Origin of the sequence: Paenibacillus amylolyticus (assembly GCF_001570725.1) — a bacterium.
In the GTDB taxonomy this organism is placed as follows: Bacteria; Bacillota; Bacilli; order Paenibacillales; family Paenibacillaceae; genus Paenibacillus; species Paenibacillus amylolyticus_A.
The window spans coordinates 35,578-52,036 of sequence record NZ_BCNV01000011.1 but is presented as its reverse complement, the minus strand read 5'-3'; the positions used below and the strand labels follow the sequence as shown (position 1 = coordinate 52,036).

Sequence of the window (16,459 nt, the reverse complement as noted above, 5' to 3'; positions counted from 1 at the left end):
TTTTTCAAGCAAAATTGATTTTATCATATACAAACAGGAATATCAAGCGTTTTATTTTAAACTGTTTTTCGTATATGATATTTGGCGGCAGTAACGTTTTTTTCATTATATTTAAGGTTATGTTAGAATATCAGGAGAACTCAGAAAATAGATCGACAATCGTTTTAATATATACATCTATTTATGTTGATTCCGACTGGAGATTCAGGATACAGAGGAGGTGCTCCCATTAAGGAATCCACGACCCCGGAAACCGAGCACAACAACAATATTGTGCTGTTTCCTAAGACGCTGGACTATTACCAGATTCAATTGACAGTGATGCTTGAAAATGAACGGTATGGTGAAGCGATGAAATTGCTTCACTTTTTGCTGCAATGTCAGGGACAGGAAGAGCGCCACTATGATGAATGGCGGGCCCTGCTCGAATGGCTTCAGGCTGCGTTTCCTCATTATGAAGAAACTTCGCCTGCCGTTCATGAGGAACGGGAAGAGGAAGAGGTTAGTGAGGAAGACATGGCGAGGCATCATGCTCGTTTGAAGCTTGAACAGGATGATGGCTATGCAGATAAGATGCTTCGCACAGTGATGGAAGAGCCACTGTCTGAACAGACGATGCTGGCTTTGGAGCAGCTGGCCTATCTTGATCTGCCTAAGATTGACGAGGCACTTACGAGTTGGTTAAAAGATAAGTCGCTTCACCCTTTACTTCAATTCCGGGTGCTGCAAACCTTGCGTCGCCGAGGTGTTCAAGGTATGATCCTGTTTACGAGAGGCGAAGAGCAGGTAGAGGTCGAGATTGATACCGTGCCTCTTAAACCAGAGGAATTCCCGCTCCAAATCGTTCAGATTCTGGAACGAGTGGCTGATCAGACGGAGGTTCATGAACCTACGCTCTTTTATTTTGCCCAGGAACTGTGGATACAATATGTGATGGCGGTGTATGGAACCCGTGATTATATATCGATGCTGGAAGAAAATGATTCCATGACAGATATATGGGCAGCAGCTCTACATATGACCGTTGCAGACAGTCTGGGTGGCTCGCATGATGAGGAAAATACCCGCTCAATGTATGCTGTGACAGGCGCGATGCGCTTTCGACTGGAGCAGGCTTATCGTTCGATGAAACAGTTTGTATCTGCCGGTTTGGACGGTTAATCGAGGCCGGAAACGTTTTCCTTAAACTGTATCAAGGGATTCCCCTTGAAAAAGAATCTAATCTTGTTTATACTAAAATGGTTATTTTGTACGTGATTGCCTACGTGAACATGTGAATTTTGGAGGGGAAAGTATACAATGAAAGCAACTTGGGAAAAGATAGAGAAGAACCTTGGGGTTCTTGAGGTTGAAGTGGATGCAGATCGTGTAACTGCAGCACTCGACAAAGCTTTTAATAAAGTGGTAAAACAAGCAAACGTACCTGGATTCCGTAAAGGTAAAGTACCACGTTCCATCTTCGAAGCACGTTTTGGTGTAGAGAGCCTTTATCAAGAAGCAATCGACATTTTGCTTCCTGAAGCTTATACAGAAGCAATCGACCAAACGGATATCTTCCCGGTTGATCGTCCTGACGTAGATGTTGAACAATTCGCTAAAGGACAAACATTCAAGTTCAAAGCGAAAGTAACTGTGAAACCTGAAGTTACCCTGGGTGACTACAAAGGAATCGAAGTTGCTGTAGCAAAAGGTGAAGTAACTGACGCAGAAGTGACTGAAGAACTTGAGCGTCTTCAACAACGTCACGCTGAACTCGTTGTAATCGACGAAGGTTCCGCTGCAAACGGTGACGTTGCAGTAATCGACTTCGACGGTTCCGTTGATGGTGTACCTTTCGAAGGTGGACAAGCTGAGCGTTATTCCCTGGAACTGGGTTCCAACACATTCATTCCTGGATTTGAAGAGCAAGTTGTGGGTCTTTCCACAGGCGACTTCAAAGACGTAGAAGTGACTTTCCCAGAGAGCTACCATGCAGCAGAACTTGCTGGCAAACAAGCGGTATTCAAAGTGAAAATTCACGAAATCAAACGCAAACAGCTTCCTGCATTGGATGATGAGTTTGCTAAAGATGTTAGTGAATTCGACACACTGGAAGAGTACAAAGCTGACCTGAAAACACAATTGGAATCCCGTAAAGCTGACGAAGCCAAAGCTGCTCAAGAAAATGCAGTTGTAGAAAAAGTGGCTGAGAACGCTGAAGTGGACATTCCTGCTGCAATGGTTGAGAGCGAAGTACAAAACATGATGCGTGATTTCGACAACCGTCTGCGCAACCAAGGTATGAACCTTGAAATGTTCCTGAGCTTCTCTGGCCAGACTCAAGCTGACCTGAGAGGACAAATGCAAGAAGATGCTTCCAAACGTGTTCGCAACAACCTGGTGCTTGAAGCTGTAGGTAAAGCGGAAAACATTGAAGTATCTGACGAAGAAGTGAATCAAGAACTCGAAAAAATGGCTGAATCTTACAAGCGTCCTGCTGAAGAGATCCGTGGCATCCTCGAGGGTAATGGTTCCCTGGACAGCCTTCGCGATGAAGTTAAACTGCGTAAAACGATTGACGTTCTTGTTGAGAACAGCACAGTTGTTGAGCCGGTTGAAGCTCCAGCTGAAGAAGTTGTTGCAGAAGCTGACGAAAAATAAGACAAGCTGTTATCAACTTGTCAGTTGAATAAACGATAAGGCACGTGAACTATTGCGTGCCTTATTTTTAAATTATGACATCCATTTTATAGAAAATGAAGTAATAATATGGATGGATACTAATTTTATTGATCGGTGTACACTTTTTACATACCTATGACACTTCGTGCAAATAAAAAATGGCAATACGGCATAGGATGGCTTCAATTTGCACATACATAGAAAACATGGTTAAATATGATCAGGCAAAAAAGTAAACGAACTGATGTCTGACACACTTGTGAAAAATGACATTGTCACAGGAAAGTGTTAGAATGAATTTGGGTTTGCTTTACAGGTGGCCTATGTCTAATTACATGTAGAAAAGAGGTTGGTCTCATGAGTCTGGTGCCAATGGTTATAGAACAAACCAATCGAGGCGAGCGGTCTTACGATATATATTCGCGTTTGCTGAAGGATCGCATTATCTTTCTAACCAGTGCGATTGATGACGATGTAGCCAATCTTGTCATAGCACAGCTTTTGTTTTTGGCAGCCGACGATCCTGAAAAGGATATCAGCTTGTACATTAACTCACCTGGTGGTTCTGTCACCGCAGGGATGGGTATATACGATACGATGCAATATATCAAGCCGGATGTATCTACCATTTGCGTAGGAATGGCAGCAAGCATGGGTTCTTTATTGCTGACAGCCGGTGCGCCTGGCAAGAGATATGCGCTGACGAACAGCGAAGTGATGATTCATCAGCCGCTTGGCGGTATTCAAGGACAGGCTGCGGATATTAAGATACACGCAGAATGGATTATTAAAACACGTCAGAAACTGAATCAAATATACGTCGATCGTACGGGTCAGTCTCTTGAGAAAATTGAGCGGGATACGGACCGTGACTTTTTCATGAGCGCTGACGAAGCTAAGACGTACGGCATTATTGACCAGGTGCTCAGTAGACCGATCAATTCCTAAAGGGGTGGTTTCATGTTTAAATTTAACGATGAGAAAGGGCAACTGAAATGCTCTTTTTGCGGTAAATCTCAGGAACAGGTACGTAAGCTGGTCGCTGGACCAGGCGTGTACATTTGTGACGAATGTATCGAACTTTGCACCGAAATCGTTGAGGAAGAACTCGGTCATGATGAAGAAGTAGACCTCAAAGATATTCCAAAACCGAAAGAAATTCGTAATATCCTGGATCAATATGTTATTGGTCAGGAACAAGCGAAGAAGTCATTGTCTGTTGCAGTGTATAATCACTACAAACGGATCAACACACAAAGCAAGATTGAAGATGTTGAGTTGTCGAAGAGTAACATTTTGCTGTTAGGACCTACGGGTTCTGGTAAAACGTTGCTTGCGCAAACGATGGCAAAAATTCTGAATGTACCTTTTGCTATTGCTGATGCTACTTCATTAACAGAAGCGGGTTATGTAGGTGAGGATGTAGAAAACATTCTGCTGAAGCTGATCCAAGCTGCTGATTATGATGTGGAAAAAGCAGAGCGTGGCATTATTTATATCGATGAGATTGATAAAGTAGCGCGTAAATCCGAAAACCCATCCATTACTCGTGATGTATCGGGTGAAGGTGTACAACAGGCACTCTTGAAAATTCTTGAAGGAACTGTGGCTTCTGTACCACCACAAGGTGGTCGTAAACATCCTCATCAAGAATTTATCCAGATCGATACAACGAATATCCTGTTCATTTGCGGCGGTGCCTTTGATGGTCTGGAGCAAATGATCAAACGTCGGATCGGTAAAAAAGTCATTGGTTTCAACACTGTTGCTGAGCAACAAGATCTGAAACCAGGTGAATATCTGGGCATGGTATTGCCGGAAGACTTGCTGAAATTCGGTCTGATTCCGGAATTTGTAGGCCGTCTGCCAGTCATCTCCACGTTGGAGCCACTGGATGAAGATACGTTGGTACGGATTCTTTCCGAACCGAAAAACGCGCTTACCAAACAATACCAAAAACTGCTTGAGCTGGACAATGTGAATCTGGTATTTGAACCAGCTGCATTGCTCGCGATTGCAAAAGAAGCAATCAAACGTAATACAGGTGCACGTGGTTTGCGTGCCATCATTGAAGGCATCATGCTTGAAATCATGTATGAAGTGCCTTCACGTGAAGATGTTACGAACTGTGTCATTACCGAAGAAGTCGTTGAGAAAAGAGTCGTGCCTGAACTAAGCCAATCGAAGGACGATAAGCAGGAAGAAAGCGCCTAATGAAAGCCTGAAACCTGTTTGAACTCTGAAATATAGACTTGTCAGTTCTCCACTTTGGCAGAAGGCGAATTCATGTCTCTGTCAGGGTGGAGCTTTGACGTTGTGGGGAGAGAAATCACTCATGTATTTAAGACAAGATACACGTCCCGTGAAAGTGGGAAACGTAACGATCGGTGGCAGTAACGAAGTCATTATTCAAAGTATGTGTACAACCAAAACGGCAGACGTAGAGGCAACAGTTGCAGAGATTCTGCGACTGGAAGAAGCCGGCTGTCAAGTGGTACGTGTAACGGTAAATAATGAGGAAGCTGCTGCAGCTATCAAGGAAATCAAAAAACGCATCAACATACCGCTCGTAGCAGATATTCATTTCAACTACAAGCTGGCATTGCTTGCAATTGAGAACGGCATTGATAAAGTGCGGATCAATCCAGGTAATATTGGTAAACGTGCTAAAGTCGAAGAAGTAGTTAAGGCTTGTAAAGATCGCGGTATTCCAATTCGGATCGGGGTAAATGCAGGTTCACTTGAAAACCATCTGCTTGAGAAGTACGGGTATCCTACAGCTGATGCTATGGTAGAAAGTGCATTGTATCACATTGGTATCTTGGAAGAACTGGATTTCCATGATATTATCGTGTCCCTCAAAGCATCCGATGTGCCGATGGCGATTGAAGCTTATACCAAAGCAGCTCAAATTATTCCGTATCCGTTGCATCTCGGGATTACCGAAGCAGGTACACTGTTCTCTGGAACGATCAAAAGCTCTGCAGGTATGGGAGCCTTGCTGTCCATGGGTATTGGTTCAACGATGCGGATCTCGCTTAGCGCGGACCCGGTGGAAGAAATCAAGGTTGCTCGTGATTTGCTCAAAACTTTTGGACTCATTACGAATGCAGCTACATTGATCTCCTGCCCGACGTGTGGACGTTTGGACATCGATCTGTTCTCCATTGCCAACGAAGTGGAAGAGTATATCTCCAAACTTAAGGTGCCGATTAAAGTATCGGTGCTGGGTTGTGCAGTTAATGGTCCAGGTGAAGCCAAGGAAGCGGATATCGGCATTGCCGGTGCTCGTGGAGAAGGTCTCTTGTTCCGCCATGGTAAGATGATCCGTAAAGTGCCTGAAGAAATCATGGTTGAGGAATTGAAAAAAGAGATCGACAAAATCGTCGAAGCCTATGAAGAGACAGGTGTTATTCCTGGTCGTTCGCACTGATTGATTCATATCTAGTTTTCGTAACAGCCCGCCAGCGATGGTGGGCTTTTTATTTTCTAGCATACAAATTCCGCATCTCCCGTTTACGTCGCGTTGAAAAGGCTATACTACCAAGTATTAGCATGATCTCATATGAGAATAGCGACAAAATAGGAGGATGTGAAGACATGGAATTTGGTATGGTCATCATGTTGATTCAGTTATTTTTTGGAGTGGTGATTGGTTTGTATTTCTGGAACCTGCTACGTGGTCAGAAAACGAACCGCAGTGCCGTTGAGCGAGAATCTCGCAAGGAACTGGAGAAGCTGCGCAAGCTGCGTTCAATCTCACTCACCAAGCCGTTGTCGGAGAAGACGCGTCCAGCTACCATTAACGATATTGTTGGGCAAAAAGACGGGCTGCGTGCCCTTAAAGCTGCATTATGCAGTGCGAATCCGCAACATGTTATTATTTATGGCCCTCCCGGAGTCGGGAAGACAGCTGCCGCAAGGGTTGTGTTGGAAGAGGCCAAGAAGAATCCTTCTTCTCCTTTCAAGCCAGACGCGAAATTCACAGAGCTGGATGCAACAACAGCCCGTTTTGATGAGCGTGGAATTGCGGACCCCTTAATTGGTTCGGTCCACGATCCGATATATCAGGGAGCAGGAGCCATGGGCGTTGCAGGTATTCCCCAACCGAAACCGGGCGCTGTCACGAAAGCGCATGGGGGAATGCTTTTTATTGATGAAATTGGTGAATTGCATTCGATTCAGATGAATAAGCTGTTGAAAGTGCTGGAGGATCGCAAGGTGTTTTTGGAGAGTGCGTACTATAACTCGGAAGACACGCATACTCCTGCTTATATCCACGATATTTTTCAAAATGGCCTGCCGGCCGATTTCCGCCTTGTTGGAGCAACGACACGTTCGCCTCATGAACTGCCACCAGCTTTACGTTCCCGCTGCATGGAAGTCTATTTCCGTCCTTTATTGCCTGAGGAGATCGGGCGAATTGCAGAAGATGCTGTGCAGAAAATTGGGTTCAGTCCATGTCCGGATGCCGTTGATGTGGTCAAGCGATATGCAACCAATGGACGTGAAGCGGTCAATATCATCCAGCTCGCTGCTGGGCTTGCGCTAACAGAGAAACGTGAGACACTCCAGGCGTCCGATGTGGAGTGGGTGGCGGGTAGCAGTCAGATCCAGCCACGGCCTGATCGCAAGGTCCCTTCACAGCCGCAGGTGGGGTTTGTTAACGGCTTGGCGGTGTATGGACCGAACATGGGAACCATTTTGGAAATCGAAGTGTCTGCTGTTCCGGCTCTCAAGGATCAAGGCCGAATCAACATTACAGGGGTTGTGGATGAAGAAGAGATTGGAGGCGGTTCACGTACACTCCGGCGAAAAAGTATGGCTAAAGGCTCGGTTGAAAATGTGTTAACCGTATTAAAAGCCATGGGTATTCGTCCGAATGATTACGATTTACACGTGAATTTCCCGGGCGGGACGCCTATTGATGGTCCATCCGCCGGGATCGCTATGGCGACTGCCATTACATCAGCCATTCAGGGGCGCCCTGTGGATCATGAGACAGCGATGACTGGCGAGATCAGTATCCATGGTCGGGTGAAGCCCATTGGTGGCGTACTGGCCAAGGTGGAGGCTGCTTTTCAGGCAGGAGCGAAGACCGTTATTATTCCGGCGGAGAACTGGCAGTCCATTTTTGAGAATCTGGAGGGCTTGCGCGTTATTCCGGTAGATACGGTACAGGACGTATTCCGTGAAGTGTTCGCCTGGGTTCCGGAATCGCAACAGATGGAACAAACGAAGCTTGCAGATGAGGCGATTGCACCTGCAACAGAGATTTTTCCACCGGCATCCGCTTCCTATTTGCGTGCGGACGTGCCTCGCCCAGGACAGGTTACAGATTCGGGAAGCTGCTAAGCGCTTCCCTTCATTGGTTTTTTATGTGAACATTTGATAGAATAATGAATGACTACAACCTGAGAGCCATTGGAGGTGCGAAAGCGATGGGACCGAGCAAAGCGAAAGGTCGTCGTTTTCCTTTACTGCCTTTAAGAGGACTTCTCGTCTACCCGAGTATGGTACTGCATCTCGATGTGGGCCGGGAGAAATCGGTCAAGGCTTTAGAAAAAGCGATGGTAGAAGAACATTTGATTCTCCTATGTTCCCAAGCCGAAGTAAATATTGAGGAACCAACACAAGAGGACATTTTCAGAATCGGAACCGTGGCCAAGGTCAGACAGATGCTGAAGCTTCCGAACGGTACGATTCGTGTACTCGTGGAAGGCTTGGAACGGGCTGAAATTATTGAATATACGGACAACGAGGAATATTACGAAGTGCTGGCACAAGAACTGCCTGAAGAGGAGAATACTCATCCGGAGACGGATGCCTTGATGCGTACCGTTCTGAACCAGTTCGAGAATTATATTAATCTGTCCAAAAAAGTGACACCCGAGACACTTGCAGCAGTGTCCGACATCGAAGAACCGGGGCGCCTGGCCGATGTCATTACAAGTCACCTGTCCTTAAAGATCAAGGATAAACAGGAAATTCTGGAGACCATCGACGTTCGGGAACGTCTGGAGAAATTGCTGGACATCCTGAACAACGAACGCGAAGTGCTGGAGCTTGAACGTAAGATCAGCCAACGTGTGAAGAAACAGATGGAGAAAACGCAGAAGGAATATTATTTGCGCGAGCAGATGAAAGCGATCCAGAAAGAACTGGGTGAAAAAGAAGGCCGTGCGGGTGAGGTCGAGGAACTTCGTACTCAGATGGAAGAACTCGGCTTGCCGGACAAGGTGAAAGAAAAGGTCGAGAAAGAAATTGATCGACTGGAGAAAATGCCTGCAAGTTCAGCCGAGGGTGGAGTGATTCGTAACTACGTGGATTGGCTGCTTGGCCTTCCTTGGAGTCAGATGACAGCAGATGATCTGGATATCCAAAAAGCCGAGGACGTGCTCAATGCAGATCATTACGGGTTGGAAAAGCCCAAAGAGCGTGTGCTTGAATATCTGGCTGTCCAGAAGCTCGTCAAGAAGCTCAAAGGGCCGATTCTCTGTCTGGTTGGGCCTCCAGGGGTCGGTAAAACATCACTTGCCCGTTCGATCGCGAGATCGCTAGGTCGGGAGTTTGTAAGAATATCTCTTGGCGGCGTGCGGGATGAAGCGGAGATTCGTGGTCACCGACGTACCTATGTAGGCGCCATGCCTGGGCGTATCATCCAGGGGATGAAAACGGCAGGTTCACTCAATCCGGTATTCCTGCTGGACGAGATTGATAAGATGGCTTCAGACTTCCGCGGAGATCCTTCCGCAGCACTACTTGAAGTGCTTGATCCGGAACAAAATAATACGTTTAGTGATCACTTTGTAGAATTGCCGTTTGACTTATCCAACGTTATGTTTATAACAACTGCCAACACCGTACACAACATACCGCGTCCTTTGCTGGATCGGATGGAAATGCTCAACATCCCTGGTTACACGGAGCTGGAGAAGCTGCAAATTGCGAAAAACTATTTGCTGCCCAAACAGAAGCAGGATCATGGTCTGGAAGAAGCGCAACTGGAAATCCCGGATGACGCGCTGTTGCGTGTAATTCGTGAATATACACGGGAGTCCGGTGTACGGAATCTGGAACAGCAGATGGCTTCGTTGTGCCGGAAAGCGGCCAAGAACATCGTATCCGGTGTGGAAGGTCAGATCAACATCACATCAGATGCGGTCAAAGACTACCTTGGACCTGGCAAGTTCCGTTATGGCATGGCCGAGCTGGAAGATCAGATTGGTACCGTAACCGGTCTCGCATGGACTGAAGTGGGTGGAGATACTCTTGTCATTGAAGTGACTGTCGTACCTGGAACAGGTAAATTGACCCTCACAGGTAAACTGGGGGATGTCATGAAGGAATCGGCTCAAGCCGCATTCAGCTACACCCGTTCCAAAGCTACGCAGCTCGGGATTGCACCAGACTTCCATGAGAAGAACGATATCCACATCCACGTTCCGGAAGGAGCGATTCCGAAGGATGGTCCGTCTGCGGGGATTACGATGGCAACAGCGTTAATCTCAGCCTTGACGAACAAACATGTTTCGAAGGATATCGCTATGACTGGTGAAATCACGTTGCGTGGGCGTGTACTGCCGATTGGTGGTCTGAAAGAAAAATCACTGGCAGCCCATCGTGCCGGCTATAAAAAAATATTATTGCCTAAGGATAACGAACGGGATCTGCGTGACATTCCAGACAGCATCAAGGAAGATGTGGAATTTGTCCCAGTAGCCCATATGGATCAGGTGCTGCAGCATGCACTTGTTGAGCAGGCAGGAATTCACCTGTAATCCACATATCCGAAAGGTTCGTATGAAGAGTAAACCGTTCTGCGGAGGCTTCGGCGTCCGCTGGAACGGTTTTTTTGGTATGATAGAACAATCCATGGCATAATACCTTCAACAGGTTATGCTTAGCACAGCGTTCAAGAGAGGACAGATACAATATGAAAGTAAATCAATCTGAATTTATTATCAGTGCCGTTCGGCCTGAACAATACCCTGAGGACGGTCTGCCAGAGATTGCTTTGGCGGGACGCTCCAATGTGGGGAAATCTTCCCTGATCAACCGTTTGATCAATCGTAAAAATCTGGCTCGGACAAGCTCAACACCGGGTAAGACGCAGCAACTGAACTATTATAAAATTAATCAGGATCTCTACTTCGTCGATTTCCCAGGGTATGGCTACGCCAAAGTTTCTAAAGAGCAGCGTTTTGCCTGGGGCAAAATGATGGAGAAATACTTGCTCGGACGTGAGGAATTGAAACTGGTTATGCAGATGGTGGATATGAGACATGAGCCATCCAAGGATGACAAGATGATGAATGAATGGCTTCGTCATAACGGACTGCCTTTGGTTGTAGTCGCAACCAAGATGGACAAGATTCCAAAAACACGCAGAGCCAAACATATCAAAGTCATCAAGGAATCACTGGGTCTTCGCTCAGGGGATTTGTTTGTACCATTCTCATCCGAAGAGGGATTGGGGAAAGAAGAGTTATGGGACATCATTACCCGCCATGCCCGCATAGATAAGTATGCACCAGAAGTACTGGATGCAGAGAATGCTTCTGAAGAGAAAGAAACCAACGGAATTAACGGATAACCGAGATATCATACCGTTTGAGTGCAGGAAAGTGAGCATGCGAAGTGAATCGTTGATAAGATCAAGATTGATCGGATTTTTTATGGAATTTCGTGAGAATTCATCATGTGGGTCTGGAGCGAATTAACGTTATGGTAGTGTATAATGAGCATAGGTGCATATTGCCAACAGTACCAAAATACCGGTCTTGCCGGCCTGAAGAATTTTGAGATGACTGCTACATGTGCAGGAAGGCAAAACAATCGGGAAAGAATTGAGGGATTTGTATGGCTCAGCGGTTAGCCACAGAGTACGTCAAGGCCACTATGAAATTGTCAGAACCCCAGATGCATCAGTTTTTGCGCATGACAGAAGACGGCAGACTCCATCATCGGGTGAAGGTGTTGGACAATGGTTGTCAGCAGGTTGTGCTGGGGGATATAAGTGGAGAAGAAGTTCATTTCCCTTTTGACCGTATAGAAGGGTTTTATATCTGTGAGTTATCTTGCCGCCTGGTGAATCTGCATCTGACTAACGTTGTCCGGAAGCTCTTTATGACTTTTAAGGGCGACGGGGTCGTTCATCGGATCTATAAAGGGTTCACCATGACGTATGTTTATGCTCAAGGCACTGTCCGTAAAATTGTGGAGAAAACCGGGGAGAACACCCGAGTGATCTATGAATACAAAAATACGTTGCTTGAATTGCAACATCTGTTCCAAGCCAGAGATGTAGAACGCGAAATTAACCGTGTGTATGCGGAGATTGATTCACTGCTGGACACTAGAAAAGATGCGACTGCTGATCAGCTCCATCAAATTGATGAGACCCTTGCACGTTATCAAAAACGGTTGTTTGAGCTTGAGGCTTATTAACCTGAAGCTGTATGCTTATATACGTATATGAATGTAATGAGATTCCCTTGTTTCTTCCGGGTAGTGGCACTCGCCAATGCGGAGGTTGCAGGGGATTTTTTGATGAGAGATCGAATATTCCGAATTGGACATATTTATTTTACAATCTTCTGGAAAAAGGGTTGATTTCACTCTGATTCAATGTTATTTTTAATCTCGATATATCCCATAACCTCCCAAATTTTAATAGTCATGGAATAATTCCATGGCTATTTGTTTTAAATATCCGAATCGTTATGAATATTCATATTAAGCACTTTTTAACGCATAACGGTGAACTTTGGTGAGACACTACAATAAATGACAGTGCATATGATGATGAACATGGTGATTTCATAAACATTTCATAAAAATGACCCGGTCACGGCTATGATGTGTGATATAATTAACCATGTCAATCATAAATGGATAGACATATGCAGTAAGCACTTTGATTGGAAATTTATTAGGCAGGTGAACTTGCAATGCACATCGTTGTCGTTGGTTTGAATTATCGCACGGCGCCTGTAGAGGTTAGGGAACGATTCACATTTGCAGAAAAGGACTTGTCTGAAGCGCTGCAGCAGCTCAAGCTGACCAAGAGTGTATTGGAAGGTGTAATCGTGGCCACATGTAACCGTACCGAGTTGTATGTTGTGGTAGACCGTCTTCACATGTGTGGTTATTTTATTCGAACATTCATGGAACAATGGTTTAATGTACCACGGGAAGAATTTACGCAACACTTATATATATATGAAGATGATCAAGCCATGCGCCATTTGTTCCGTGTGATCTGCGGATTAGACTCCATGGTCATTGGTGAGACTCAGATTCTTGGACAGGTGAAACAGGCTTTTCTTAAAGCTCAGGAAGAGAAATCAACAGGTACTTGGTTTAATATGCTGTTCAAACAGGCAGTTACGTTGGGTAAACGGGCACATTCGGAGACTTCCATCGGGGAGAGCGCCGTATCCGTCAGTTATGCTGCTGTTGAGCTGGGCAAGCGGATCTTTGGCATGTTCACAGACAAGAAGGTGCTGATTTTGGGTGCCGGCAAGATGAGTGAACTGACCGTGAAACATCTCTATGCCAACGGAGCATCCGAAGTCATCGTGGCAAATCGTACGCTCGCAAGAGCCGAAGAATTGGCAGCCAAGTTCCGGGGAACACCTTGTACCATGGAACAGGCATTAGAGCGACTTAATGAAGTCGACATTGTGATTAGTTCCACTGGGGCCGAACGCTATGTTTTGGATGCTGGTGTAGTTCGTGAGAGCATGAAGCGTCGGCAATCGCGTCCATTGTTCCTGATTGATATTGCAGTTCCGCGCGATATTGATCCGGCGATTGGTGAATTATCCAACGTCTTCCTCTACGATATTGATGATCTGGAAGGAATCGTGGAGAGCAACCTGGAGATGCGCAAGGTGGAAGCTGCCAAGATTGAGAGAATGATTGAGCTTGAGATGGAGGATTATTACCATTGGCTCAAAACGTTGGGCGTTCGTCCCGTCATTCGTGCTTTGCAGGAAAAAGGTGTCTCCATTCATGAAGAAACGATGGATAGCCTGTTCAATAAACTGCCTGAGCTCGATGAACATCAACGTAAAGTCATTCGTCGTTTGACCAAGAGTATTGTGAATCAAATGACGACAGATCCGATTAACCGGATCAAAGAAATGGCAGGTACGAAGCAAGGTGATGAAGCTCTGCGCATGTTTACTCAGATTTTTGCTCTGGAAGATGCAGTAGAGACGGCTGCTGAAAAAGTAAATCAGAGTGATGCCACGGCTCTGGGTAAACCAGCCGCTCACCTTAACGAAAACCGGCAAGACCCCGTGCCGGCTTATGCTCCGGCAGGCGTATAAGGCGGGTGGGCAGCTTGACCCTTGCTGAACAAGTCTATGAAGCTCTGATTTATATGTATGCCCTGAGCCTACTGTTCTATTTCTCGGACTGCATTCGACGCAATGCGGGGGCGAAGCGGACAGGCACAGGGTTTCTTGTTGTTGTTTGGGGGCTACAGGTCACACATGTCATATTGCGGATGTGGACCGAGGGCCATTTCCCCATCTACACGACCTTTGATTTTTTGTTTATATTTTCATTCAGTATCGTTCTGATGTCTCTCGCCATGACTCGCATCCAGCGTTCTGAATTTGTGATTCTGTTGCTGAATGTTGTTGGTTTTTCCGTAACTGTATTGAACCGACTATGGTTCACGGCTGGAGAGATATCACTGCACAATTGGCAAACCGTACATGGATTACTTATTATGCATATTACCTTGGCAAATCTCGGTTTTGCGGCGTTAACCGTTGGTACGGTATTTGCCTTGTTATATCTGTTCCTGCATCACAAGCTGAAGAAAAAAAAGTGGAATGATACGATGCGGCGGATGCCGAGCCTGGAAGTGATCGGCAAATACATGGATGGTGCTACTTTGATTGGTACACCGCTCCTTGGTGTTTCTGTGATGCTTGCGGTATTATCCATTGTGGCGGAAACACGATGGACACTGCTTTTGGATCTCAAAGTTATTGCCACAGGCCTTGCTATAGCCATCTATGTGGGTTACTTCGTATCCAAGAGAAGGAAACAGTTCTCAACGATTATTATGGCAAGATGGACACTGATCGGATACGGATTTGTCATAATAAGTTTTTTATCCAATGCGTATTCAGCGTTTCATCGTTGGACGGGAGAGTGAAGGGGATGGATCGCTACACGCCGATATTTGTGAATATTTCTGGCAAGAAGTGTTGCGTGGTTGGCGGTGGACGTGTTGCCGAGCGTAAAATAAAGGGATTGCTGCATGCCGAGGCACAGATTACGGTCATTAGTCCGGAGCTTACTTCCGTATTAAAACAACTGCATCATGAATCCCGAATTCAATGGATAGACCGGTCCTACCGCAATGGAGATTTGCGGGGGGCCTTTCTCGTATATGCAGCGACTGACCGTTCAGAGGTCAATTCAACTGTGGTTCGGGAGGCTGAGGCCGCGGGCATACTGGTGAATGATGCGATGTCTTCCGAGTACAGCGACTTTATTACGCCAAGCGTGGTCAGGCGTGGGAGATTAAACATAGCGATATCCACAGCAGGAGCGGGGCCGGCAGCAGCAGCTGAGATACGTGCTACACTTGAAGAACAGTTCGGTGATGAGTATGAGACGTATCTGGAGTTTTTGCACCAGATGAGGACTGAGGTAAAGTTACGTGTATCCTCACCGAGTCTCAGAAGCACGTTGCTCCGACAATTAACTGAAATGAACATATTAGAAGATATTCGTACAGGCCATTTCCGGTGGTGGACGGAAGAAGAAATCGGGGACTGGATATCCCGTAATCAGGAGGAAGTGTAGACATGCGTACAATTAAAGTTGGTAGTAGACAGAGCGCGCTTGCGCTAACCCAGACAGGCCATGTTATTCAGGATTTACGCGATATTTGTGAGCGGGAAGGATTAGCTTTTGACTTTGAAGTACATAAGATTGTTACGAAGGGAGATCTCATTCTGGATGTAACCTTGTCAAAAGTGGGGGGCAAAGGTTTGTTCGTCAAAGAGATTGAACAGGCGATGCTTGATCGTACCATTGATATGGCTGTGCATAGCATGAAGGATATGCCTTCCGAGTTACCCGAAGGATTAATTAATGGGGCTGTTCCCCGGCGTGCAGATCCACGAGATGCATTGATTTCCAATGGTGGACTTACGCTCGATCAACTGCCAGAAGGAGCGAGAGTCGGCACAAGCAGTTTGCGCCGATCCAGTCAATTGAAGGCCTATCGCCCAGATTTGCAATTGGAATCACTTCGCGGCAATATTGATTCCCGTCTGCGGAAGCTGGAGACTGAAGGACTCGACGCAATTATTTTGGCTGCGGCAGGATTGTATCGAATGGGCTGGGAAGACCGGATTACCGAGTACTTGACCGAAACAGCTTGTCTTCCGGCCGTGGGTCAGGGCGCGCTTGGTATCGAATGTCGTGAAGACGATGAGGAGCTATTACACTTGTTGCAGCTGTATAACGATCCGGAGACAGCATTTCCTGTACAGGCGGAACGCCGTTTTCTCAGTGTACTGAATGGGGGCTGTCAGGTTCCAATTGGTGCTCATGCGGTATGGCTGCCTCAGGAAGATGCGGATTCCCTGAATGGAGAAAACACGTTACAATTAACAGGTATGGTTGGCACGCCAGATGGTGGACTGATTCTTAAGGAAGCTCTGACTGGCAAAGATCCAGTTCGTCTGGGAGAAGAAGTGGCTTGGAGATTGATTGAACGGGGAGCAGAGCAGATACTGGCAGAAGTTAGGGGATGAAG

13 protein-coding genes are annotated in these 16,459 nt (G+C 46.2%); all 13 read left to right on the top strand.

Annotation, left to right across the window (positions count from 1 at the left end):
* Window positions 1-183: 183 nt before the first annotated feature.
* The 13 genes from PAHA3_RS27430 (at window position 184) to hemC (ending at window position 16,457) form a co-directional block, all read left to right on the top strand.
* Complete coding sequence (locus tag PAHA3_RS27430) at window positions 184-1,161, top strand: hypothetical protein (protein ID WP_371327971.1); 978 nt, start codon at window positions 184-186, stop codon at window positions 1,159-1,161.
* A 138-nt stretch (window positions 1,162-1,299) separates the two neighbouring features.
* Window positions 1,300-2,640: a trigger factor gene (gene tig, locus PAHA3_RS27425; RefSeq protein WP_062837819.1), complete on the top strand. Its 1,341-nt coding sequence runs from the start codon at window positions 1,300-1,302 to the stop codon at window positions 2,638-2,640.
* A gap of 378 nt (window positions 2,641-3,018) precedes the next feature.
* Window positions 3,019-3,609 carry an ATP-dependent Clp endopeptidase proteolytic subunit ClpP gene (gene clpP, locus PAHA3_RS27420; RefSeq protein WP_062837818.1) on the top strand — a complete coding sequence of 197 codons (591 nt, stop codon included), beginning with the start codon at window positions 3,019-3,021 and terminating at the stop codon, window positions 3,607-3,609.
* 12 nt (window positions 3,610-3,621) lie between these two features.
* The gene (gene clpX, locus PAHA3_RS27415) at window positions 3,622-4,875 is read left to right on the top strand and encodes an ATP-dependent protease ATP-binding subunit ClpX (RefSeq protein ID WP_062837817.1); all 1,254 of its coding nucleotides are present in this window, start codon (window positions 3,622-3,624) and stop codon (window positions 4,873-4,875) included.
* Between the two features lie 121 nt (window positions 4,876-4,996).
* The gene (gene ispG / locus PAHA3_RS27410) at window positions 4,997-6,094 is read left to right on the top strand and encodes a flavodoxin-dependent (E)-4-hydroxy-3-methylbut-2-enyl-diphosphate synthase (RefSeq protein ID WP_017692591.1); all 1,098 of its coding nucleotides are present in this window, start codon (window positions 4,997-4,999) and stop codon (window positions 6,092-6,094) included.
* A gap of 167 nt (window positions 6,095-6,261) precedes the next feature.
* A complete protein-coding gene (gene lonB, locus PAHA3_RS27405; RefSeq protein ID WP_062837816.1) occupies window positions 6,262-8,016 on the top strand; it encodes an ATP-dependent protease LonB in 1,755 nt (584 codons plus the stop codon).
* 86 nt (window positions 8,017-8,102) lie between these two features.
* Window positions 8,103-10,442 carry an endopeptidase La gene (gene lon / locus PAHA3_RS27400; protein ID WP_062837815.1) on the top strand — a complete coding sequence of 780 codons (2,340 nt, stop codon included), beginning with the start codon at window positions 8,103-8,105 and terminating at the stop codon, window positions 10,440-10,442.
* 155 nt (window positions 10,443-10,597) lie between these two features.
* Window positions 10,598-11,257 (top strand): ribosome biogenesis GTP-binding protein YihA/YsxC, encoded by a 660-nt coding sequence (gene yihA, locus PAHA3_RS27395; RefSeq protein WP_062837814.1) that lies wholly within the window; start codon window positions 10,598-10,600, stop codon window positions 11,255-11,257.
* A gap of 266 nt (window positions 11,258-11,523) precedes the next feature.
* Window positions 11,524-12,111 carry a hypothetical protein gene (locus tag PAHA3_RS27390; RefSeq protein ID WP_062837813.1) on the top strand — a complete coding sequence of 196 codons (588 nt, stop codon included), beginning with the start codon at window positions 11,524-11,526 and terminating at the stop codon, window positions 12,109-12,111.
* 503 nt (window positions 12,112-12,614) lie between these two features.
* A complete protein-coding gene (hemA, locus tag PAHA3_RS27385; RefSeq protein WP_062837812.1) occupies window positions 12,615-14,000 on the top strand; it encodes a glutamyl-tRNA reductase in 1,386 nt (461 codons plus the stop codon).
* A gap of 14 nt (window positions 14,001-14,014) precedes the next feature.
* Window positions 14,015-14,842 (top strand): cytochrome c biogenesis protein CcsA, encoded by an 828-nt coding sequence (gene ccsA / locus PAHA3_RS27380; RefSeq protein WP_371327970.1) that lies wholly within the window; start codon window positions 14,015-14,017, stop codon window positions 14,840-14,842.
* Between the two features lie 5 nt (window positions 14,843-14,847).
* The gene (locus tag PAHA3_RS27375) at window positions 14,848-15,498 is read left to right on the top strand and encodes a precorrin-2 dehydrogenase/sirohydrochlorin ferrochelatase family protein (protein WP_062837811.1); all 651 of its coding nucleotides are present in this window, start codon (window positions 14,848-14,850) and stop codon (window positions 15,496-15,498) included.
* A 2-nt stretch (window positions 15,499-15,500) separates the two neighbouring features.
* Window positions 15,501-16,457: a hydroxymethylbilane synthase gene (gene hemC / locus PAHA3_RS27370; protein WP_062837810.1), complete on the top strand. Its 957-nt coding sequence runs from the start codon at window positions 15,501-15,503 to the stop codon at window positions 16,455-16,457.
* Window positions 16,458-16,459 lie beyond the last annotated feature (2 nt).